Here is a 21,049-nt window from a genome sequence, read left to right as displayed (position 1 = left end):
CGCCGCACCAGAGCCCGACCATCAGTCCCGTTTATTCACAAGCGATTCCGTCGTTGTCGCGGTCGAGCGGCGGACGGTAGCCGGGCTCACCGCGATGCATTGGCGCAGCACCGGCCGCCCGAGCGGCGGCGCAATTCGGGTAGTAGACGCTCGGGGCAGGCAGTACGGTCGTGGTCGGCTGTGGCGGGATGGTCGTCGGTGCCACGGCGGGGACGGCAGGTGGCTGCGGCACCAACGGTTGAGGCGCCACCGCCGAGGTCAGCGGTGCGATAACCGGTGGTGGCACCGGCATCAGGGTCGTCGCGGACGTCGTCGAGGTGACGGTGATGGTCGGTGCCGTGGTCGTCGGCTGGTAACGCACTGTGGGGGTGGGCGTGCTATCGGGGCCGCACGCGGCCGACGCGAGCGAAACCGCCGCGATCAGCGTTACGACGGCCGCGCGGTATCGCGGTGCTGTTGCCATGATCTGCCTTGTCTCTGAATGTGATACGCGATCGGAGTGGCAGCCTGGATGGCTCAACTCCCCCGACAAAAGCGATCACGCCCCACAATGATTCGTCCGGCTAGGCCGACCGTCCAGGGTTGTAGGTCCCGACAATTCGGCGCCTTCGGCCTTTAATCCTCCGGCAACGGCCGTCGACGCAGTGACTTTGGGCCTTTCAGGTTGGGCTCAAGGCCCGTAGTTGTGGTACTTGGGGGCGTCGCAGACTCGATGTATGACCGACAGCGATGTTCTTCCCGAAACGTTCGTACCGGATCGACCGACGATTACGGCGGCTGTGCGGCTGGCGGGGCGGGCGCCCTCGGTGCACAACACGCAGCCGTGGCGCTGGGTGTTCGACGGCACCCGGCTGCACCTCTATCGCGACGGCGAACGATTGCTGACCTCGACCGACCCGCATGGCAGACAGCTCGTGATGAGTTGCGGCGCGGCGCTGCATCACCTGCGCACCGCGTTTGCCGCGCGGGGCTGGCATACCGACACCGTGCGGTTGCCCGATCCCGAGCGGCTCGATCTGCTGGCGTCCATCGAATTCCGCCCGTGGCCGGAGGCGCCGACCGGGGTGCACTCGCGCGCCCGCGCGATCGAACTGCGGCACACCGACCGGCTGCCGATGCTCCCGCCGCGTAATTGGGCCGAGCTCGTGCATCTGGCGCGGATGCTGGCGAACCCGCACGATGTCGAGCTCGATGTTCTCGACGCCGAGGCGGGAGCGCGGTTGGCTGTCGCTTCGCAGCACGCGACCGCGCTGCGCCGCTACGACATGGAGTATCAGACCGAGTTGCATTGGTGGACTGGGCATTCCCACGTGACCGAGGGTGTGCCGCGCGGCGCACTCGTCTCGGATGCGGAGTTCTCTCGGGTTCCGGTCGGCCGTACCTTCCCGTCCGCGCCGCATTCCGCGCGCCGCAGTGAGATCGAGGACCAGGCGCAACTGATGGTGCTCAGTACCGAAGACGATTCGATGCTGTCGTGGCTGCATGCCGGCGAGGCGCTGTCGGCGGTGCTGCTGGAATGCACCGTGACCGGTCAGGCCAGCTGCGCGCTGACCCACATCACCGAGCTGCCCACCGCCCGTAAGACCATCACGACCCTGCTGCCGCACCATGTGGTGCCGCAGGTCGTGATCCGAGTCGGCACGGCGCCGGATGGAGAAGTACCTCCGACGTCGCCGCGTCGCCCGGTCACCGAGATCCTCACTTTCGATGAGGGATAGCGGTGGGAAGGAACCCTGGCACGACGTCGCCCGTTAGTCGTCGTACCAGGGTTCCGAACCGGATCGAGCCACCCGGCCGCCGGATCAGGCGCGCGCTCGCTCCCGGGCCAGCGAACGGTCCCGCTGCTCTTCGAATTTCGGAATCCTGACCCGTTCGAGGTCATCGAGGTAGGCCGCGAGCCGCTCGCGCACCTGTTCACCACGCGCGGTGAAATCGTTGCGCCCGAAGATGTTCCATTGCCGCAGCACCGGCGTCAACACCTCCTCCAGATGTTGACGGAGGTCGTAGACGCCGTGCTTGGCCATCAGCACACCGTGGCGGCGAAAGTTCGGCATGCCCGCGCCCGGCATCCGGAAGTTCTGCACGATCGCATCGATCGCCTCGATGGCCTGATCCGGCACGAGATCGAGCGCCGCGCCGCAGACCGTCCGATAGAAGATCATGTGCAGGTTCTCGTCGGCGGCGATGCGCTGCAACATCTTGTCCGCGATCGGGTCCTCGCACACCCGGCTGGTGTTGCGATGGGTGACCCGGGTGGCCAGCTCTTGAAAGCTCACGTACGCCACCGAATGCAGGAAGCCCGCGCCGCTGTCCACTTCGGCGGTGGTGGCGCCGGAAGCGAATCCGTTGGTCATGTGGATCATTCGCGCTTCCTCGAGTGCGATCGGGTCCACGCCGCGGGTCACCACGAGATAGTCGCGGATGACGGTGCTGTGCCGCATTTCCTCAGCGGTCCAGCGGCCGACCCAGGTGCCCCACGCACCGTCGCGGGTGAAGTTCTCGGCGATCTCGCGATGGTAGGAGGGCAGGTTGTCCTCGGTGAGCAGATTCGTGATCATGGCTGCCTTGGCCACCGCGCTGAGCTTCGATTGCTCAGCGTCCCAGTCGGTTCCGCCGAGCATGGCGAAGTTGCGGCCCTGCTCCCACGGAATGTAGTCGTGCGGATGCCAGTCCTTCGTCATCGAAAGGTGCCGGTGCACACAGTCTTCGGCGATCGGCTCCAGCTCGGTCAGGATTTCACGTTGGGACAGGTCACGCGGCAATCTGGCTGCCTACCTTTCGGTTGCGGTGGATTCGGTGGGTGCGATCACGGCGAGGTCGCCGTCGTAGCGGCGATAGAACAGCCGTCCGCGACCGTCTCGCGGATCGGTGCAGAACAGGAATGGCAAGCCGTAGCGGCACAACCGATCCGCCGCTTCGTGCTCGCTCAGATACGGTGTCTGGAAGGGATTGACGGTGAGTGCCAACGATGCTGCGGCGGTGGGCAGACCCAGCCGGTGTTGCCGGGCGAGGCGCGCGCCCCGCGGGCCTGCCCGATAGACCACGGCGTCCATTCCGGTCTCGGTGTCGGTGAACAGATGCGCGTCGTAGTCCATCGCCTCCAGCACCACGGTGGCCTCGGCCACCGTCGCGTTCAGCAGTGCGCAACGCTTGCGGCGCACGATCGGCCGAGGCTCGGTGGACAGCGCCAATTGCGGCCGCCGCGGATCAGGCCAGCGCGGCCGCAGCACGCCTGCGGTGACGCCGGCCAGTATCCGATCCAGCCGCTCGGCGGCGAACGTCGTCGCGAACCCACCGGGGCCAACAGCTTGCGCCCGGACCGGCACATCCCCGAAGTCGAGATTGACCTGTACCAGCATCGGACCATCGGCGCATGGCGCGGCGCTGAGACGCACCCGCGCATTGCCCTCGACCCGATGCCGCCGCATGATCCGTTCGATGGTGCGCCTTGCCTGCGCAAGGTGTGCGCCGGTCACCGCTCCGCGGGTCGAAACGGATATCGGTATCGCTCGCGCCGTAGTCGACCTCAGTTCGGAAACTGTCATAGGTAGGCCCGCTTTCCATTGGTCCGGCGTTTTCAGCGGTCCCTATGTCACCAGCGGGCGCACCACGCAGGCAGGGCCGAAGGTCCTCGGCGGCAGGGACCGCCTACCCGACAAAGTCCTTTTGCGGAGGAAGCGGACCGCACGCGCCGGAATCGGTGACGATAGGCCCCGGTTTCGGTGCGAAAAGGCCATCCCGGCAACCGATGTCAGCGGTCGAGACTCGGTATATGCATGCAGAAGGCGATTCATCTGTACCCGACCTCTCGACTGTGCGCGCGGCGCTGACCGTCGCCTGTCGCGCGCCGTCGGTGCACAACACGCAACCCTGGCGCTGGGTCTTCGACGGCGGGTGGTTGTTCCTCTACCTCGATACCGAGCTGCACCTCCCCGCCGCAGATCCGCAGAGCCGCCAGCTGACGATCAGCTGCGGCGCGGCACTCGACCACGCGCGCCAAGCGTTCGTTTCGATGGGTTGGTTCCCTTACGTCACCCGGATGCCCGATCCGCACCGGCCGCAACTGCTGGCCGTGTTCGAGTTCCGGCCCTGGGACGGACCGCTCAACAGGACGGCCGCCCGGGTCCGCGCTATCCCACGGCGGCACTCCGATCGGCTGCCGATGTCAGCGCCGGACGACTGGCCCGCGGTACTCGACACCGCGCGCGAACTGGCGCGACCGCACCACGTGACGGTCGACGAGATCGCGGACAGTGATCGTGTCCGGCTGGCCGAAGCCGCCCGCCACGTCACCTCACTCCGTAGCCACGACCGCGCATACCAGGACGAATTGCAGTGGTGGACTGCGTCTTCGGAGTCCCATCAAGGCATCCCGGCGGCAGCGCTGGTGTCCGCGACCGAGGCCGCCCGAACCGATGTCGGGCGGGCATTTCCGTTCGCTCCGTATTCGAACCGCCGGGCCGACCTCGCAGACCAGTCGCGGCTGATCGTCCTCAGCACCGTGGGCGACTCCCCCGGCCAATGGCTGCACACCGGTGAAGCACTGTCCAACGTGCTCTTGGAATGCACCGCCCGCGGGCTCACCACGGGTGAACTCACCCAGGTCACCGAGCTCGCCACCACCAGGTCGGTCCTGGCCGAACTGATCACCCAGCCCGGTGTGCCGCAGATCGTGCTCCGCATCGGCGTGGCGCCCGACGAGGACACCGATCTCGCCCCGACCCCGCGGCGGCCGCTGTCCGAGGTGTTCGACTTCCGACCGGCTCACCGCGCGCACCGGACGTCGTGACGCAGCACCGAAAACCCGTCGCGGGACGAACAGACCTCCGCCTCGGTCATGCGCCTGCCTCGCACCCGAGCCCATTCGAGAAACGAATTCGTGAGGTAACAGCATGCACGCACCAGTTCGTCCGCGCCGACCCGCAATAGCCGCGACTCCACCCGGCGTCGGCACGACGGCACCCTCCGAACAACTCGATGTGCTGGCCGCCGGGGCGATGCCGATCGAGGCTGTGCTGTCGGCGTTGGCGGTCGCAGAAACGGGGTTGTCTACGCAGGAGAGCCACGCCAGACTACGCACCGCCGGCGCGAACGCGATCCGCTCACATCAAGCCCGAATTCTTCCGGTGCTGTTGCGCCAGTTGCGTTCTCCGCTGCTCCTGCTCCTGGCGGTGACGGCTACCGCATCGTTCTTTCTCGGCCAACGAACCGACGCCATAATCATCGGTCTCATTCTGACCACATCGGTCGGCTTGGGCTTGTTCAACGAGTACCGCGCCGAGCGGGCCGCCGAAGCCATGCACGATCGAATCCAGCACCATGCCACCGTGATCCGCGACGGCACCGCACGGTCTGTCCCGGTGGCCGACGTGGTGCCCGGCGATGTGGTCGAAGTGCGTCTCGGGCAACTGGTGCCCGCAGACCTTCGATTGCTCACCACGACAGCCCTGCAGTGCGACGAATCGGTACTCACCGGCGAGTCGCTGCCGGTCGAAAAATCGGTGGAGCCCGTGCCTGTCGGGACCACGCTGGCCGAGCTCACCGGCTGCGCGTTGATGGGCACCGTGGTCAGCGCCGGACAAGGCCGCGGCGTGGTGATATCGACCGGCGGCTCGACCGTATTCGGCCGTGTTGCGCTCGGTCTCGGAAAACGCCAGCCCGACACCGCATTCCAGATCGGACTGCGCCAGTTCTCGTTGCTGCTGGTGAGTGTCGCGGCGGTACTGACGATCGGGATCTTCGCGGTCAATATCGGGCTACACCGGCCGATATTGACCGCGCTGCTGTTCTCCTTGGCGATCGCGGTCGGTATTTCCCCGCAGTTGCTGCCCGCCGTGGTATCCACCAGCCTCGCCGCCGGATCCCGACAGCTCGCTCGCCGCAAGGTGCTGGTGAAACGGCTGGTCTGTATCGAGGACCTGGGCGATATCGAGGTGTTGTTCACCGACAAGACCGGGACGCTGACCGAGGGGCGAATCGAATTGATGCGGGCCCTCGACCCGCAGGGCGCGGCCTCGGACGAGAGCATGCTGCTCGGCATGGTCTGCATCGACGCCACCGTGCGCAATGGGGTTGTCGTGGACGGCAATCCGCTCGATACCGCGCTCTGGCACGCTCCTACCGCGCCGCGGACGGCCGCGGGCCGATATTCGACGCTGGCGGTCCTGCCGTTCGACCACAGGCGCCGCCTCGTCACGGTCCTTGCCGAGGACGATCACGGCCACCGCCTCATCATCACCAAGGGCGCGCCGGAGATGGTGCTCGCCCACTGCGCCGACGCATCCGATACGGCAAAGGCAGTACTGGACAACGAGTTCCGCGCCGGCCACCGCGTCGTCGCGGTCGCCACCCGTCCTGCGGACGAGCAGGACACCCTCAGTCAGGACGGCGAACACAGCCTGCGCCTGCAGGGATTCCTGGTCTTTCTCGACCCACCGAAAAGCAGCGCGCGAGCGGCGCTTGCGCGGCTGGCCGGGCTCGGCGTCGCCGTCAAGGTCATCACCGGAGACAACCCGGAGGTCGCCGCGCACGTGTGTGCCGAGCTCGGGCTGCCGCCCGGCAATGCGCTCACCGGGCCTGACATCGACCGCCTCGACGACCGCCAGCTGAGCGAATGTCTTTCGACCACTACGATATTCGCGCGGATCGACCCGGAACAGAAGGCCAGGATCGTCCGGGCGCAACGAAGTCACGGCGTCGATGTCGCCTTCCTCGGCGACGGCGTGAACGACGCGCTCGCCCTGCACGCCGCCGATGTCGGGATCTCGGTCGACTCCGCCACCGACGTCGCCAAGGACGCCGCCGATGTCGTACTGCTCGAAAAGGACCTGCAAGTCCTGGCCGACGGCGTGATGGAAGGCCGACGCATCTTCGCCAACACCATGAAATACGTGCTGATGGGCACGTCGAGCAACTTCGGCAATATGTTCAGTGCGGCAGGCGCCTCGGTGTTCCTGCCCTTTCTGCCGATGCTGCCGTCGCAAATTCTGTTGAACAATCTGCTCTACGACACCAGCCAGCTGGCGATCCCGACCGACTCCGTCGACCCCGAACAACTGGCGCGTCCGGCCCGCTGGGATATCACCCTGATCCGGCGCTTCATGCTGGTCTTCGGCCCCATCAGCTCAGTGTTCGATTTCGCGACCTTCGGGATCATGCTGTGGGTGTTCCACGCCGGCGAAGCCCTGTTCCATTCGGGTTGGTTCGTCGAATCGCTGGCCACACAAACGTTGGTGCTCTTCGTCATTCGCACCCGGCGCATCCCGTTCTTCCGCAGCCACCCGAGCGTCCCGCTACTGGTCGCCGCCCTGGCGGCCGTGACAACCGGCGCCATACTGCCCGCCACCCCATTGGCTCGGAGCCTGGGCTTCGCCCCACTTCCCGGCGGCTTCTTCGTAGCGCTCGTCCTGATGGTCGCCATCTATCTGGTACTGGCCGAGGTAGGCAAACACTTCTTCTTCCAGACGCCGAAACCCGTTGCCGCTCAGCGTGTCCGAATCCCCGGCCACCGTGTCCACCGGCGAGCGGCGCACTTCGCCACCGGCCGATAGCCCGACACCGCCGCGCCGCTTTCAGCAGGCAGTTGCTTCGTATCGTTCCAGGACGTCGCCGAGCGCGTGCCGCGGCGTGAATGGCAGGGCGGCGGCGTCCGCCGTCCAGCCGATTCTGATGACGGCCTGCGGATAGCCCCGGCCGTCCAGCACGCCCACTCGGATGCGCTGGCGCAGCTCGGGCACTTGGAGCGGGTCGGTCAGGACACAGGTCGCCAGGCCCACATTGGTCGCGGTCAGCAGTACCGCGCTGAGCGCCTCTCCCGCGCACAGCTGCGCCAACCGGTCATCGCCCGAGGTGGCCAGAACCAGCAATTCGGCGAAGTCGGGTTCGTGGCCAGAACCGGCATGCGGTGCCGCCGCGACGGGCCTGAGGCTGCCGTCGGGGTCCGAGCGCAGTGGGATACTTCGGGCGGGTAAGCCGCCCGGTGTCGTGGGCCGACCACTCCAGTTCGCCAGCTCCAGTCGATACTGCGGCTCAGCTGAGTCGAGTACCGTTGCGGCCCGCAACGCCTCGACCAAACGCTCACGCGCGGTGTCAACGGCCTGCCGGACGCTCGCACCCAGTGTCGTGGCACGTTCGTTGACCAGCCCGAGGTAGCCGGGCGGGATCGGCGCGGAGCTGAAGTTCCGGCGATCGGTCTGCCGGTGCGGAATCGCATTCCCCAGTGCGCTGTCGAGCATGGTCGGACGATGCGGCACCAGTTCGATCGACGCCAAACAGTTCGGATTCGCCGCATTCGGCAACCGCCGCACCACGGCCGACCACCCCGAGGCCGCGAGCGCGACCCGCAGGTGATGCAGGACCGCGCCACAGCTCAATACCACGTCACGCTGATCGAAGTCCGATGGTTGATGTGCCCATGTCGGATCGAGATACAGCTGCACGGCGCGCTCGCTGATGCGGAATCGCCACGGCTGAGTGTTGTGAACCGACGGTGCCCGTACCGCGAGCGTCAACGCCGCCCGCAAGCAATGATCATCGGGCCATCCGTAGTTCATTGTCATCCACCGTCCTTTTCGTCGTCGGTTTCCACGCTGCCACCGACTCGGTGATTCGGGTTAGAGCAGGACGTCCTTATGTCGAGGGACTTCGGGGAAATGGTCCGGAAGTCCCTCGACATCAATGACCTTCGGCCGTCCCCTTGACGCCGTCCGGTGCGTGATCCTGAGTACACGAATCGGATTCTCCGAAAGGCTGTGCCCCATGCCCGAATACGGATCGCCTGCCGAACTGCGAGAAACGCACACCGGATTGGTCGTGCTGGTCGGCGACCGGGCATACAAAACGAAAAAGCCCATTCGCACGGACTTCCTCGACTTCAGCACGCCGCAGCTGCGTGAGCTCGCCTGTGCGCGGGAGGTCGAACTGAACAGTCGCCTTGCCCCGGACGTGTATCTCGGCGTGGCCCACCTCACCGATCCGGTCGGCGGACCGGCCGAGCCAGTGGTGCTCATGCGGCGGATGCCGGAGGATCGCAGGCTGTCGAACACCCTCGCCGATCCGGAGCTGTCCAGATCGCGACTGGCAGCGCTGGTTCAAGTGATCGCTCAGTTTCATCATTCGGCACGCCGTGGTCCCGAGATCAACGCCGAGGGCACCCCGGACGCGCTGCGCGGCCGCTGGCGAGCGCTGTTGCGCAGCCTTGCCGACTTGCCCGAAGTAGCCGATCCGTACCTGGTCGATCGGATCGATTGGCTGGCGATGCGCTTCATCGATGGCCGAGAATCGTTGCTGATGACCAGGATTGCCGACGATCGCATCGTCGACGGCCACGGCGACCTGCAGGCCGAGGACATCTTCGACCTGGCCGACGGTTTCCGGGTACTGGATTGCTTGGACTTCGACGATCGACTGCGCTATGTCGACTGCCTGGACGACATCGCTTTCCTGGCAATGGATTTGGAATTCCTCGGCCATTCAGGGCTGGGCGATCAGCTGGTCTCGGATTATCTGCTGACCACCGCCGATCCCGCGCCGCGGTCACTGCGCGATCACTACATCGCCTACCGCGCGCTGGTCCGCGCCAAGGTGGATGCCATCCGCTTCGGCCAGGGCGACACCGCCGCCCGCGACCGCGTCCAGCGGCATCTGCTGATCGCCGCGCGTCATCTCGATACGGCGGCGGTCCGCCTGGTGCTCGTCGGCGGGCTGCCAGGAACCGGTAAATCCACTGTCGCCAAGGCACTTTCGGCGTTGACCGGGGCGTCGGTGTGCGCCAGCGATCAGGTCCGCGCACAGCTGCGCGCGACGGGGCAGCTGCAGGGCGACAGCGGAACATTCGGCGCGGGAGCGTATTCCGCGGCGAACAAGACCCAGGTCTATACCGAGCTGCTGACGCGCGCACACCTGTTGCTCTCGCTCGGCGTCTCGGTGATTCTCGATGCCAGTTGGATCGACGCGGACGAGCGACAACGCGCCCAGGTCCTTGCTGCCGACACCCACGCCGATTTCGTGCAACTGCAGTGTGTGTGCCCGCCCGCGGTGGCGAATCGCCGGATCAGCGAGCGCGGTGCGGGTGACTCCGAGGCAACCGCGCAGATTGCCGCCGCCATGTCGGGGTCCGCGGCGGCATGGCCGGGCGCGACGTCGCTCGACACCGGGTTATCGCTGCGTGACACCGTGAGCAGCGCGTTCCGCGCCTGGCAAACAGCCACCAACCCGGACACGTCAAGGGACTTTGGTCCCCAATCCAGAGTCCAACTCCGTGACGCGGACCAGAAAATCTTCGTAGGCTGAATCAACTGCTCAGGGAGGTGCATCCGAATGGTCACAGTGTTCTTGGTGGACGACCATCACATCGTGCGACGCGGGGTCGCCGATCTGATCGACGCCGAAACGGATCTCGAAGTAATCGGCGAGGCGGGCAACGTGTCCCAGGCGCTGGCACGCATCCCCGCACTGCGTCCGGATGTCGTCGTCCTCGATGTGCGACTACCTGATGGCAACGGCATCGAACTGTGCCGCGAACTGCTCGACCACAACCCGCAACTGCGCTGCCTGATCCTGACCTCGTTCACCGACGAGCAAGCGATGCTCGACGCGATCTTGGCCGGAGCCAGCGGTTACGTGGTCAAAGACATCGGCACGTTGGAACTGATCGATGCCATCCGCGAGGTGGGCGCCGGACGATCGCTGCTCGACAATCGCGCCGCCGCCGCACTCATGGCCAAACTCCGGGAGGAGACCGAGGCGAAGACCGGTCCCCTGGCCAGTCTGACCGATCAAGAACGCGTCCTGCTCGAGCTGCTCGGCGAGGGATTGACGAACCGGCAGATCGCCACGCGAATGTTTCTGGCCGAGAAGACCGTCAAGAACTATGTCTCCCGGCTCCTGGCCAAGCTCGGGGTCGAGCGGCGCACGCAGGCCGCCGTCATCGCGTCCAAGCTCAACGCACCGCAGCCGCGGGAATGAGTCGCCGGGCGGGGTCGCAGTCGGATTGGCGGCCGCTCGTCGCGGTCGGCTGCGCGTGCGAAGATGACCGATATGGATGGCAAACGGTCCGCACCGGCTGGACCTGGTCAGAGCCCGGTGATCGAAACGTTGTCGCAGTTGCGACTGCGTGAGCTGCTCGCCGAGGTACAGGATCGGATCGCCCAGATCGTCGACGTGCGCGATCAGATGGATCGGCTGATCGAGGCGATGCTGGTGGTGACGGCGGGCCTCGACCTGGACAACACGTTGCGCACGATCGTGCACACCGCGATCGAGCTGGTCGACGCAGGCTACGGGGCGCTCGGCGTCCGCGAGACCGACAAGAACAGTTTGCAGCTGGCCGAATTCGTCTACGAGGGCATCGATGACCGGACCCGGGTCATGATCGGCGATCTGCCGCGCGGGCACGGCGTGCTCGGCGTGCTCATCGAGGAACCGAAACCCATTCGGCTGACCGATCTTTCGACCCATCCCGCCTCCGTCGGGTTCCCTGAGCACCATCCACCGATGAATACGTTCCTCGGTGTTCCGGTGAAGGTGCGCGACGAGGTGTTCGGCAACCTGTACCTCACCGAGAAGGCCGGCGGCCAGGAATTCACCGAGGACGACGAGGTCATCGTGCTGGCGCTCGCGGCGGCCGCGGGTACCGCCATCGCCAACGCGCGCCTCTACGAACAGTCCCGCGTCCGTCAGCAGTGGCTCGAAGCGACCCAGGACGTGACCACCGAACTGCTCGGCGGCAGCGAAGTGGACGAGGTGCTCGAGCTGGTCGCCGACCGGGCGCTGAAACTCACCCAGTCCGCTACGACATTCCTGGCACTACCCGACGATCCCGACATCCCGCACGACGAGGTCACCGAACTGACCGTCGTCGCGGCCGCCGGCACCGGATCGGAAAAACTGCACGGACAACGTATTCCGGTTGCCGAATCACATTCCGGCACGGCATATCTGACGGGCCAGGTGGTGGCCAGCGATCAACTGATGTTCCGCCCGCAATTCGACGATCCCGCCGAATTCGGACCGGCCCTGGTTCTTCCGCTACGCGCCGACCACACGGTGATCGGCGTGCTGGTCACCTTGCGCCCGGCCGACGCGCAACCGCTCGACGCAGCCGGGCAGGCGATGATCACCGCCTTCTCCGATCAGGCCGCACTGGCCCTGCAATTGGCGGCCACCCAGCGGCGCATGCGCGAGCTCGACGTGCTCGCCGATCGCGACCGCATCGCCCGTGACCTGCACGATCACGTCATCCAGCGACTGTTCGCGGTCGGCCTGTCGCTGCAGAGCACGACGCAGCGAGCCCGCACCCCCGAGATCAAGACCCGCCTCACCGAGACCATCCAGGACATCCAGTCCATCGTGCAGGAAATCCGGCACTCGATCTTCGATCTGCACAGCAGTACCGCCGCCGATGCTCCCACACTGCGCAAACAGCTGCATGCGGTGATCGCCGAGATGACCGAGGACACCGGGCTACGCACCACGATCCGGCTGGCCGGACCGGTCTCGGTACTGGCACCGCCCCTGTCCGAAGATGTCGAGGCGGTCCTGCGCGAGGCGGTCAGCAATGTCGTCCGGCACGCCTCGGCGACCACGGTCTCGATCAATCTCGCGGTCCGCGACGATGTCACCATCGAGATCTCCGACGACGGCACCGGCATCCCCGAGAACCTCTCCCGGATGAGCGGACTGGATAACCTGGCCGCGCGCGCCGAACAATCCGGCGGCAGCTTCGAGATCGAACGCGGCGCCGATCACGGCACGGTATTGCGCTGGTCCGCGCCATTGCCCGACCAACCGCCACGCAAAACCTGACGACCTCGATATAAACAGCCTTTGGACCCGCGCATTCGGGACCAACGACAGACGTGCCGGGGCACGCCGAATTCCTAACCTTTGGGTACCAGATTGTTTGGACCCGAAGGGACGCCCATGCCCACCTTTCCCACCAACGATCCACACCGGCTGGCCACAGCCGCGGTGGTCGTCGGCGTCGACGGCTCCGAAGCCGCCGACCTCGCCGTCCGCTGGGCCGCCGAGACCGCTTCCCAGCACAACCGGCGACTGCACATCGTGCACGGCCTCGATCTGGCGGCGTCGGCGGAGTTGCTCGGGATCTACGAGATAATGGCGCCGGCGGTGACCGACACCCTGCGCCAACGCGGTGTCGACCTGGTGACCACGGCCCGTAGGCTGGCCCACCAGGTCGATCCCAGTCTGGTAGTGGAAACCGAAGTCTCCGAAGCCAATCCGGCTCGGCTGTTGATCTGTCGGTCGAAAACGGCGTATCTCGTCGCGCTGGGCACCGCGGGGCACGGGGCGCCCAGCGGCTATCTCGGGTCCACCCTCCTCGCCGTCACCAGTCACGGCCGGGGCAGCATCGTGGTCGTCCGTGACACCGGCACCGAGCAGCGGACCAGACGGGTCGGTCCAGTGGTTGTCGGCCTCGACGGCAGCCAGCACAGTGAGCCGGCGGCCGCGGCGGCATTCGCCGAAGCAAGCGAGCGTCGCACCCAACTCGTCGCCGTGCACGCGTGGGGTGACCTGTTCTTCGACCGATTCGCCGGAGATTCCTACACCATCCCCGACAACGACGCCCAGATCGCCGGGCAGGCCATCATCGCCGAGCAGCTCGCGGGCTGGCAGGAGAAGTACCCGGACGTGCAGGTCATCCGCAAGGTGTATCAGTTCGGTCCGCAACGGGCACTGATCGAATGGTCGGGGTCCGCTCAACTCGTCGTTGTCGGTAGCCGTGGTCGTGGCGGATTCCGCGGCCTGTTGCTCGGCTCCACCAGCAATTCGCTGGTCCAGCGTGCGCACTGCCCGGTCATGGTCGTCCACCCCGCCTGAGGACACGCCCGCCGTTCATCACCGAAAGGTACGAAATCATATGTCTACCAACAGCATCAACCCACCCGTCGTGGTCGGTATCGACGGCTCCATCGCCGCCGACGAAGCCTTGCGCTGGGCCGCCGTCGACGCCGTCCATCACGACGCGCCGTTGCACATCGTCTATGCGATCGGCGCACCGGCCGACTTCGGGCCAGGTATCGACTTCCACCGCATCGACCGCGACGAATACACGAAGGCCTGCGCCGCGACGCTCGCGGCGGCGCGCGAATTCGCCACGGCGGCAGCCGCACCCGTCGATGACCTCGATATCGAGACCTTCCTTGTCGAAGGTCCACCGATCCCGGTGTTGCGGGACCGGTCCAAAGATGCGCGGCTGCTTGTCATCGGCAACCGAGGCATGGGAGCCTTCCGCCGCGGACTACTCGGATCGGTGAGTACCGCGATGGCCCGGCACGGGGCCTGCCCGGTCGCCGTCATCCCGGAGCCCGAGCAGTACTCCCCGCGACGAGTCCTCGGCCCGGTGGTGGTCGGCGTCGATGGATCATCGTGCAGCGCAAGTGCCGTCGGCATCGCTTTCGACGAAGCCTCGCGGCGCAACGTGCCGGTGCGTGCCGTGCTCACCTGGTCCACGTTCGATCGGTACATTCCGCGCGCAGAGATGCAGACCGAGGCCGAGACACTGCTGTCCGAGGCGCTGGCCGGCTACGCCGACAAGTATCCCGACCTCGCGGTGCAACGCGTAGTCGTCGAGGATCGACCGGCCAAACGACTGCTCGCGGAAGGTGAACGTGCCCAACTGCTCGTGGTCGGCAGCCACGGCCGCGGCGGCTTCGCCGGAATGACCCTCGGTTCGGTCAGCCAAGCGGTCCTGCACGCGACCGACTGCCCGCTCATCATCGCCCGGCCGCAGAGCTGATCAGCTCGTGGTCTCCGCCCGAGCGCATTTCAGCAGATGCTCGATGGTCTCCTCGATGCGCTCGGCCAGCAGGTGCAGGTCCGGCGTGCTGTCGAAATCGCCGGTGATACCGAACCGCAGTTGGTCGCCGTAGCTGAGAATGGCGATGCCGATGCGCACCCGCATCGCGATCGGCGCGTAGGCCAGGATTTCCAGCACTTCCCGACCATGCAGGTGCAGTATGCGTCGCGGGCCTGGCACATTCGTCGCCAGACCCGAGATCCCGCGCTGCGGATAGCGGGACGCCAGACGCACGGTCCACGCGATCGGGGCGAACGGCAGCCACCGCGCCAACGAGAGCACCGAGTTCGCGGCCGCCGCTTCACCGCTCGCCTTGTGCTCGGCCAACCTTCGGTGCACCGTCATCAATTGCTCGACCGGGTCCGCGATTTCGATCGGGAGTAGCGGTAGCATCGCCGAAACTCGGTTGTCGAGTATGTTTTTCGCGCCGGCGGGGCGCACCGACACCGGCGCCAGAATTCGCAGCTTGTCTGCCGTCGGCTCCTCACCGCGAGTCAGCAGTACGGTACGGAACGCCGCGGCGACGGCGGCGAGCACCACATCGTTGACGGTGGCCCCGAAGGCCGCACCGATCTCCCGGACATCGGGCAGCGACGTCCGCGCCACGAGGTACCGGCGTTGCCGCCCGATGGAGCCGTTCAGCGAGGATCCCGCAGCGGGCAGCAGTGCGGACCACAACAGCGGCACTCCCGCACGCAGCGTCTTGACCGCCAACCGTGGCCCGTCGACCGGTAGTCGCAGCGACTTCGTCAGCAGGCCGACCCAATCGGTCGACGCCTCGTGCGTGCTCGGCGCATCGCTGATCCGGCCCTCGGCCGGATCATCGCAGAATCGCTCGAACAGGGTTATTCCGGATATGCCGTCCACCATGCTGTGATGGACCTTGACGATCATCGCCCAGCGGTCGTCGGCGAGGTGCTCGATGACGACGCATTGCCACAGCGGATGATCACGGTCCAGCCGTTCCTCCATCACCTCGGCGATCAGCTCGAACAGCGTGCCCTCATCCGCCGGCGCGGGCAACGCCAACCACCGAAGATGATGCGCCAGATCGAAATTCGGGTCGAGCACCCATTCCGGTGCGGCGAGATCCCATGGGGCTCTGCGCACTTTCTGGTGCAGTCGGTGGTCCACGTCCAATCGTTTCACCAACTCCGCCGCGAACTCCTCGCGTGACGGCGGCGATCCGGCGACGATCGCGACCGCCCCGATCCCGACACTCACGTGCCGATCGGTGTCTTCCAACTCCATGAATCCGGAGTCCAATGGGCCGAGTTCGGACATCGTAGATGTTCCATTCCGACAGGGTGGGCGCCGAGCCGTGGGATGGCGACGGTCGCAACCACGGCTCTATCGTCCCGCTGTCGACCGGTGGTCGAGAAGATTCGAAAGCCACCCGGTGACGGTGACCTTCGGCCTGTGTCGACCGGCGCGCTGTCACGGCACTGCGGCGACCTCGGGTTCGGTGGCGGCACGGGCGATATGCCACACGGAACCACAGCTGCCACAGCGGAGTTCGACGTCCCGCTGGCCGGCCACCATGTCGACATCGGCCGAACCGCAGCCTGGGCAGGTGTGCGCCGAACCGAAGATGGAATCGAAATCGAGTGTTGCGGAGTAAGTCATACCTTGATGACACCGTGTGGATGGTGTTGCGCCCCAGGGCCGGAAGCCCTTCAGGTAAGGGCCGACGGTATCAACATGACGGGCACCGCGAGGTCCGTCATCGCGCGCCGGATGATCTTCGCGTGCCCGTGCAACAGCTGTTGCGACCAGCCGAGAATGACCAGATCCGCCTCCCGGCCCGCGATCTCGAGGACGCTTTCGGCGGGCACGCCGCTGCGCAACATCAATGGCGGGCCACCTCCGTCGAAATACGGTGTGCAATAACGGGACAGGAATTCGTCCTGCCACGCGGACCGCTCGTGCGCCGCCTGATCCCAGTACGCCGGCACGGTTCGCCGGTCGAAGACGTGCAGCACCTGCACCTCGACCCCGGCCGAACGGAACATCCGCACTGTCCGCGCCACGGCCGCGGCCACTTCCACGGTGCCGTCCAGCGGCACCAGCACCCGATCGATCGCTGTGCGCCGGAACCCGGCAGGCACGGCGACGATCGGTGTCGGCGAGTCCCCGGCGATCTGCCACGCCTGTGCGCCGCGTTCGAGCACGCCGAACACCACACCAGGCGCTACGAGCGCCCGCAGCCAGTCTCCGGTCGAATCGAGTGCGCGGCTACGCACCTCGGCCCCGGCCGTTGCGGCCAACGCACCAGCGAACCCCTCGACCGCCGCACCGCGCCTGCACAGCACGTACCGTGTCCCAGCGCGGTCGTCCGTCGGCAGCAGAGCCGGATTCGGTGAGAGTGCTTCACGATTCATGGTGCCTCCTGTTTTCCGGTGGCAAACCAGGCCGCGCCGACCAGCTCGACCGGCGCCATGTCTTCGACGGCGACGACGATCGTGCCGTCCGAACGGATCTGGACGCCGTCGACGCTGATGTCGAGCCGCACCCGGCTGCCGAGGCAGCGGAACGCGAGCCCGAGCCGATGCCATCCGGCGGGCAGCACCGGCCGCACACGTAGTACTCCGGCCCGCACCCGGACGCCGGCGAAGCCCGCGAGCATCGCCTGCCAGACGCCACCGAGCGTCGCCATGTGAAGACCGGACGCGGTGGTACCGGTCCGGTCGTCGAGGTCCAATCGTAGAGCCGTACGCAACATTTCCAGCGCGTCGTCCGGACGACCAGCCCTGGCCAGTAAGGTCGCCATGATCGCGGGCGACAGCGAGGATCCGTGCGTGGTGCGCGGGGCGTAGTAGTCGAGGTTCGGGATCAACGAACCGGGCGCGACCTCGTCGGGGACCAGGTGGTGCAGCATCAGCACATCCGGCTGCTTGATCAGTTGCGAGCCGGCGACCCGCGCCTGGCCGAGTAGCACGTCCGCGGCGACCGGCGGGGTCGCGACGTCGGCGGCCACCAGCGACTCCAGGTCGAAGTACCCGGTGAACTGTTCGTAGCGGCCGTCCGGCTGCCGCTGGTCCACGATCCGATCGGCCAGCCGTTGCCAGGCCGAGAACGCACTCGCCTCGGTGGCATCACGTGGTTCGAGCAGCGCGGCGCGGCGCAGGTTCCAGCGGGCCATCACGTTGGTGAACGCGTTGTCGTCGACGACCTCGTGATACTCGTCGGGCCCGATCACTCGATCGAGATGGGCGCGGCCCGCGGGATCGAGCCTGCATCTGTACGCCCAGTAGGCGGCGGTGTCGGTCAGTAGGTCCCGCGCGGTGGTCGCGACGAACTCCGGCTGTCCGGTCCATTCCGCGTAATAGTCTGCCGCCCAGGCGACATCGGCGGTGATGTGTTCCTCCAGCGGTCCGGTCAGGATGGGTACCGGCACACCGCCGAGATAGCCGCTCGTCGGGGTGACGTCGGTACCGTCGGCCGCGGATTCCCACGGGAACCGCGCGCCGCGCGCATTGCCCGCGCGGGCGCGATTCCGGGCGGCGGGCAGCCGGTTCATCCGGTAGGCCACCATCGCCGCGGCGGCGTCGGGATCGATACTCACCATCGCAGGCAGGACGAAAACATCGGAGTCCCAGAAGACATGGCCGCGATAGCCCGGTCCGGAGACGCCGCGAGCGCCCACCGCCGATTCGCCGTGCGTGTTCGCGTTGCACCACAACTGGAACAGCGCGAATCGCACCGCGAGTTCGACCTCCGGGTCGTCGGGCAGGTCGATGCCCACCGCGGACCAACGATCCGACCAGGCCGCTTTGTGCGCGTCCAGCAGCCGATCGACACCCTGTGCACTCGCGTCGGCCAGTATCCGCGCCGCTCGCTGATCCGCGTGGTCACCGGGCCGCTCGACGGTATAGACGGCGATCCGGTCCAGCTGGCGCTGCGCCTCGCCGTCCACAGTCCACTGCGCCGCCGTGGCGACCACCGCACCACCGTCGGCGAATGCTGTTCGTAGACTTTGTCTCTCGGCGTGCGGGCCGCCCGACGGACGGGTCGCGTCCGCTCCGGTCCGCAGCGGTTCGCCCGGCTCCACTCGACCAGACGCCGCCGTGGCACGCAGCACGAACACCCCGGACCGGTCAGCGCAGGCGAATCGCAGGCTCTGGAAGTCTCCGGTCGATTCGCGGCGATACAACACACCGGCGCGCAGATCGAGGACCCGCTCGTCGGCGGCCACCGTTGGATCGATGGCCAGCCCGGTCCAGCGGGGACAATCGAGCAAGTGCTGTTCGGGCCCGACGCCGGTATACACCCCGGCCACCAGCACAGCGGGAGCCGCGTCCTCGTCTGCCTCCTCCACCGATCCCCTGGTCCCGATACCGCCGTCACCGACCGTGAACAAGGCCTCGGATATCCTGCGCCGCAGCGTGTTTCCAGATTTCTCCCGGATCACCCAGGATGTGTCGAAGTCCGCTTGCGCGCCGAGCAGCGCCTCCCGCAGCACCGTTCAGCACCTGACGCCGGTCACGGCGAAGCGTTCGACATCCGCGACGTGCCCGCCGGTGCCGACCGCGACGGTCAGGGTGGCCGGGCAGGTCGCCGTGAACGACACGGTCGCGGCCCAAGGCGTATTGGTTCCACCGGCCGGAATGGGCCCGGCCGTGCCCGCCGGTTGCGCCCCGGTCCCGCCGATGACCCGCACTCGCAGGCTCTCGTCGACACCGGTGATCCAGCCGCCGACCGATATCGGGGACGACACTGTCGCACCGTAAACCGGCGTGGTCAGTGCCAGCGTCGTGTCACCGGTGCCGACCACCTCCCACGGACCGTTGGGCGCACTGCCGATGCGGACCAGGTGCAGCACGGACGCTGTCACAGCGGCGCCGTTCGGGTTGTCGAAACCGACGGCGACCTGGGCCTGATCACCCTGTACGGCCGTGTTGACGACTTTGTCGATGTGTTGGTATCCGAGGTACTTCTGGGTGAACATCAACGCGATTGTGCCCGCATCGTCGTGCCACGGCTGATGGCCGCCAGGACGCGCGTCACGTACCCAGGCGTCCGCGTCGGCGGTACCGGAGAAGGGAAACAACGGCTGGTACGGGAACTGCGCGGGCCCAGGCGAACCGGACGGCCGGGTGGTCCCCGTGCCAGGCGGGGCCGTGCCTGACGGGACCGAGTCGGACGGCGTCCCCGCCGACGTCGTAGCGACCTGTCCGTTCCCACCTGTGTCCCGGGTGACAACCACGATCAGCGCGATCGCGGCGATGAGCAACGCCGCCACGGCCAACACCCCGACGATCAGCCAACGGCGTTGCGGCGGTGGTGTTTCCGGAGTCATGGCGTCGCCTCTTCGATATCCCGCGGCCCCTGGTCGAGCCGGAACGGCGGGTACTCGTCCCGCATCAGCGCGGCGTAGGCCAACACCCGGTACAGCCAGCGGTTGATGCCCATGACGAAATCGAACAATCGCGGCGGATACTTCGCCGTGAACAGCAAGATGACGGCGGCGATCACGACGAGCACACCCAGCAGCGAAACCGTGCCGCCGCCTTTCTCATCGCCGTCACCGAAGCTCAGCGCACCGCCGGTGAGCGCGAGCGCGATCAGGTAATGCGGAATCGCGAGCAGCCACCACTTCACCAGAACGAGGCCTCGGGAAAGCCGCTCCGGATAGTCGACCTCGAAATCGGCGGGATAGTCGGTGTGGCGCAACGTGAACGGTGGGTACCGGTCGGTACCGAGGGCGGCATACGAATAGAACTGCACCCGCCACGACCACCGCAGCACGCCGACGTTGAAGTCGAAAATCGCCCGCGGGTACCGGCCGGTGAACAGAATCGCGAACCCGGAAACCACGGTGAGCACCACAAAGGCGATCCACAGGAAAAACAGAATGATGTAGTGCGGAATGGCGAGCAGCCATTTGACCAACCACAACCAACGCGACAGCGGCTCGTCCAAGTCTCCACGCAGATGGACCGGGTAGGGGGCAGATGCGTCCGCGGAATTCATGGTCAGCGCTCCTCGACGATCGATGATGCTCCGACTGTGCCACCGATCCATCCCGCACAGCAGAGGCCGAAGGGCTCCATTCCGGGACCCAATTCCCCTACTGCGCGTCGCTTTCGGCGCAGACGCCGACTGAGCGCGGCGGGCGTGCGGCAGGGTCGACGGGCACTTTCCGTGCATACCTACGGCCCGGGAATCGCCCGACTTCGGCCCTGCCGGAACCCGTCGCGCGGGGCGCAGACTCACCAAGCGGGAATCCGC

18 protein-coding genes are annotated in these 21,049 nt (G+C 66.7%); 8 read left to right on the top strand and 10 right to left on the bottom strand.

Going from position 1 to position 21,049, the window contains the following annotated elements:
* Positions 1–31: 31 nt before the first annotated feature.
* Positions 32–463 (bottom strand): excalibur calcium-binding domain-containing protein, encoded by a 432-nt coding sequence (locus ABZ942_RS31165; RefSeq protein ID WP_357388244.1) that lies wholly within the window; start codon positions 461–463, stop codon positions 32–34.
* A 253-nt stretch (positions 464–716) separates the two neighbouring features.
* Here ABZ942_RS31165 and ABZ942_RS31160 point away from each other — a divergent pair, with 253 nt between their 5' ends.
* Positions 717–1,718 carry a hypothetical protein gene (locus ABZ942_RS31160; RefSeq protein ID WP_357388242.1) on the top strand — a complete coding sequence of 334 codons (1,002 nt, stop codon included), beginning with the start codon at positions 717–719 and terminating at the stop codon, positions 1,716–1,718.
* A gap of 84 nt (positions 1,719–1,802) precedes the next feature.
* Here ABZ942_RS31160 and ABZ942_RS31155 read toward each other — a convergent pair whose 3' ends face one another.
* Positions 1,803–2,762 (bottom strand): acyl-ACP desaturase, encoded by a 960-nt coding sequence (locus ABZ942_RS31155; RefSeq protein ID WP_357388240.1) that lies wholly within the window; start codon positions 2,760–2,762, stop codon positions 1,803–1,805.
* 9 nt (positions 2,763–2,771) lie between these two features.
* Entirely contained in the window at positions 2,772–3,476 is a 705-nt protein-coding gene (locus ABZ942_RS31150; protein WP_357388238.1) for a sigma 54 modulation/S30EA ribosomal C-terminal domain-containing protein, read from the bottom strand.
* Positions 3,477–3,772: 296 nt separating this feature from the next.
* On the opposite strand from ABZ942_RS31150, the gene ABZ942_RS31145 reads away from it, so the two are divergent.
* A complete protein-coding gene (locus tag ABZ942_RS31145; protein WP_357388236.1) occupies positions 3,773–4,789 on the top strand; it encodes a hypothetical protein in 1,017 nt (338 codons plus the stop codon).
* A 103-nt stretch (positions 4,790–4,892) separates the two neighbouring features.
* Positions 4,893–7,550 carry a magnesium-translocating P-type ATPase gene (gene mgtA / locus ABZ942_RS31140; RefSeq protein WP_357388234.1) on the top strand — a complete coding sequence of 886 codons (2,658 nt, stop codon included), beginning with the start codon at positions 4,893–4,895 and terminating at the stop codon, positions 7,548–7,550.
* Positions 7,551–7,571: 21 nt separating this feature from the next.
* On the opposite strand, the gene ABZ942_RS31135 is transcribed toward mgtA, so the two are convergent.
* Complete coding sequence (locus ABZ942_RS31135) at positions 7,572–8,558, bottom strand: NAD(P)H nitroreductase (protein WP_357388232.1); 987 nt, start codon at positions 8,556–8,558, stop codon at positions 7,572–7,574.
* A gap of 199 nt (positions 8,559–8,757) precedes the next feature.
* Here ABZ942_RS31135 and ABZ942_RS31130 point away from each other — a divergent pair, with 199 nt between their 5' ends.
* The 5 genes from ABZ942_RS31130 (at position 8,758) to ABZ942_RS31110 (ending at position 14,758) form a co-directional block, all read left to right on the top strand.
* Positions 8,758–10,290 (top strand): AAA family ATPase, encoded by a 1,533-nt coding sequence (locus tag ABZ942_RS31130; RefSeq protein WP_357388230.1) that lies wholly within the window; start codon positions 8,758–8,760, stop codon positions 10,288–10,290.
* Between the two features lie 27 nt (positions 10,291–10,317).
* Positions 10,318–10,965 carry a response regulator transcription factor gene (locus ABZ942_RS31125; protein WP_357388228.1) on the top strand — a complete coding sequence of 216 codons (648 nt, stop codon included), beginning with the start codon at positions 10,318–10,320 and terminating at the stop codon, positions 10,963–10,965.
* Between the two features lie 72 nt (positions 10,966–11,037).
* A complete protein-coding gene (locus ABZ942_RS31120) occupies positions 11,038–12,804 on the top strand; it encodes a GAF domain-containing sensor histidine kinase (RefSeq protein WP_357389003.1) in 1,767 nt (588 codons plus the stop codon).
* A 117-nt stretch (positions 12,805–12,921) separates the two neighbouring features.
* On the top strand, positions 12,922–13,839 hold the full coding sequence (locus ABZ942_RS31115) for a universal stress protein (protein ID WP_357388226.1): 918 nt from the start codon (positions 12,922–12,924) through the stop codon (positions 13,837–13,839).
* 40 nt (positions 13,840–13,879) lie between these two features.
* Positions 13,880–14,758, top strand: coding sequence for a universal stress protein (locus ABZ942_RS31110; RefSeq protein ID WP_357388224.1), 879 nt, complete (start codon positions 13,880–13,882; stop codon positions 14,756–14,758).
* Here the strand turns inward: ABZ942_RS31110 and ABZ942_RS31105 are convergent, their stop codons facing one another.
* The 6 genes from ABZ942_RS31105 to ABZ942_RS31080 all read right to left on the bottom strand — a co-directional run bounded on the left by ABZ942_RS31105 (position 14,759) and on the right by ABZ942_RS31080 (position 20,752).
* Positions 14,759–16,102, bottom strand: coding sequence for a wax ester/triacylglycerol synthase family O-acyltransferase (locus ABZ942_RS31105; protein WP_357388222.1), 1,344 nt, complete (start codon positions 16,100–16,102; stop codon positions 14,759–14,761).
* Between the two features lie 153 nt (positions 16,103–16,255).
* A complete protein-coding gene (locus ABZ942_RS31100) occupies positions 16,256–16,444 on the bottom strand; it encodes a hypothetical protein (protein WP_357388220.1) in 189 nt (62 codons plus the stop codon).
* 50 nt (positions 16,445–16,494) lie between these two features.
* On the bottom strand, positions 16,495–17,199 hold the full coding sequence (locus tag ABZ942_RS31095) for a universal stress protein (protein ID WP_357388218.1): 705 nt from the start codon (positions 17,197–17,199) through the stop codon (positions 16,495–16,497).
* Complete coding sequence (locus ABZ942_RS31090; RefSeq protein WP_357388216.1) at positions 17,196–19,280, bottom strand: glycosyl hydrolase family 65 protein; 2,085 nt, start codon at positions 19,278–19,280, stop codon at positions 17,196–17,198. The genes ABZ942_RS31095 and ABZ942_RS31090 overlap by 4 nt, the downstream gene beginning before the upstream one ends.
* A gap of 3 nt (positions 19,281–19,283) precedes the next feature.
* Complete coding sequence (locus ABZ942_RS31085; RefSeq protein ID WP_357388214.1) at positions 19,284–20,117, bottom strand: hypothetical protein; 834 nt, start codon at positions 20,115–20,117, stop codon at positions 19,284–19,286.
* Entirely contained in the window at positions 20,114–20,752 is a 639-nt protein-coding gene (locus ABZ942_RS31080; RefSeq protein WP_357389001.1) for a DUF4389 domain-containing protein, read from the bottom strand. Before ABZ942_RS31080 ends, ABZ942_RS31085 begins: the two co-directional genes overlap by 4 nt.
* Positions 20,753–21,049 lie beyond the last annotated feature (297 nt).

The organism is Nocardia sp. NPDC046473 (assembly GCF_040645995.1).
Taxonomy (GTDB): Bacteria; Actinomycetota; Actinomycetes; order Mycobacteriales; family Mycobacteriaceae; genus Nocardia.
This window is presented reverse-complemented; position numbering and strand designations above follow the sequence as displayed.

What these genes read in the sequence shown, in the direction of transcription:
- mgtA (WP_357388234.1), top strand. Translation starts at nt 4,893, where the DNA reads ATGCACGCACCAGTTCGTCCGCGCCGACCCGCAATAGCCGCGACTCCA.
- ABZ942_RS31120 (WP_357389003.1), top strand. Translation starts at nt 11,038, where the DNA reads ATGGATGGCAAACGGTCCGCACCGGCTGGACCTGGTCAGAGCCCGGTG.
- ABZ942_RS31160 (WP_357388242.1), top strand. Translation starts at nt 717, where the DNA reads ATGACCGACAGCGATGTTCTTCCCGAAACGTTCGTACCGGATCGACCG.
- ABZ942_RS31095 (WP_357388218.1), bottom strand. Translation starts at nt 17,199, where the DNA reads ATGAATCGTGAAGCACTCTCACCGAATCCGGCTCTGCTGCCGACGGAC.
- ABZ942_RS31085 (WP_357388214.1), bottom strand. Translation starts at nt 20,117, where the DNA reads ATGACTCCGGAAACACCACCGCCGCAACGCCGTTGGCTGATCGTCGGG.
- ABZ942_RS31145 (WP_357388236.1), top strand. Translation starts at nt 3,773, where the DNA reads ATGCATGCAGAAGGCGATTCATCTGTACCCGACCTCTCGACTGTGCGC.
- ABZ942_RS31100 (WP_357388220.1), bottom strand. Translation starts at nt 16,444, where the DNA reads ATGACTTACTCCGCAACACTCGATTTCGATTCCATCTTCGGTTCGGCG.
- ABZ942_RS31130 (WP_357388230.1), top strand. Translation starts at nt 8,758, where the DNA reads ATGCCCGAATACGGATCGCCTGCCGAACTGCGAGAAACGCACACCGGA.
- ABZ942_RS31110 (WP_357388224.1), top strand. Translation starts at nt 13,880, where the DNA reads ATGTCTACCAACAGCATCAACCCACCCGTCGTGGTCGGTATCGACGGC.
- ABZ942_RS31115 (WP_357388226.1), top strand. Translation starts at nt 12,922, where the DNA reads ATGCCCACCTTTCCCACCAACGATCCACACCGGCTGGCCACAGCCGCG.
- ABZ942_RS31125 (WP_357388228.1), top strand. Translation starts at nt 10,318, where the DNA reads ATGGTCACAGTGTTCTTGGTGGACGACCATCACATCGTGCGACGCGGG.
- ABZ942_RS31135 (WP_357388232.1), bottom strand. Translation starts at nt 8,558, where the DNA reads ATGACAATGAACTACGGATGGCCCGATGATCATTGCTTGCGGGCGGCG.
- ABZ942_RS31165 (WP_357388244.1), bottom strand. Translation starts at nt 463, where the DNA reads ATGGCAACAGCACCGCGATACCGCGCGGCCGTCGTAACGCTGATCGCG.
- ABZ942_RS31105 (WP_357388222.1), bottom strand. Translation starts at nt 16,102, where the DNA reads ATGTCCGAACTCGGCCCATTGGACTCCGGATTCATGGAGTTGGAAGAC.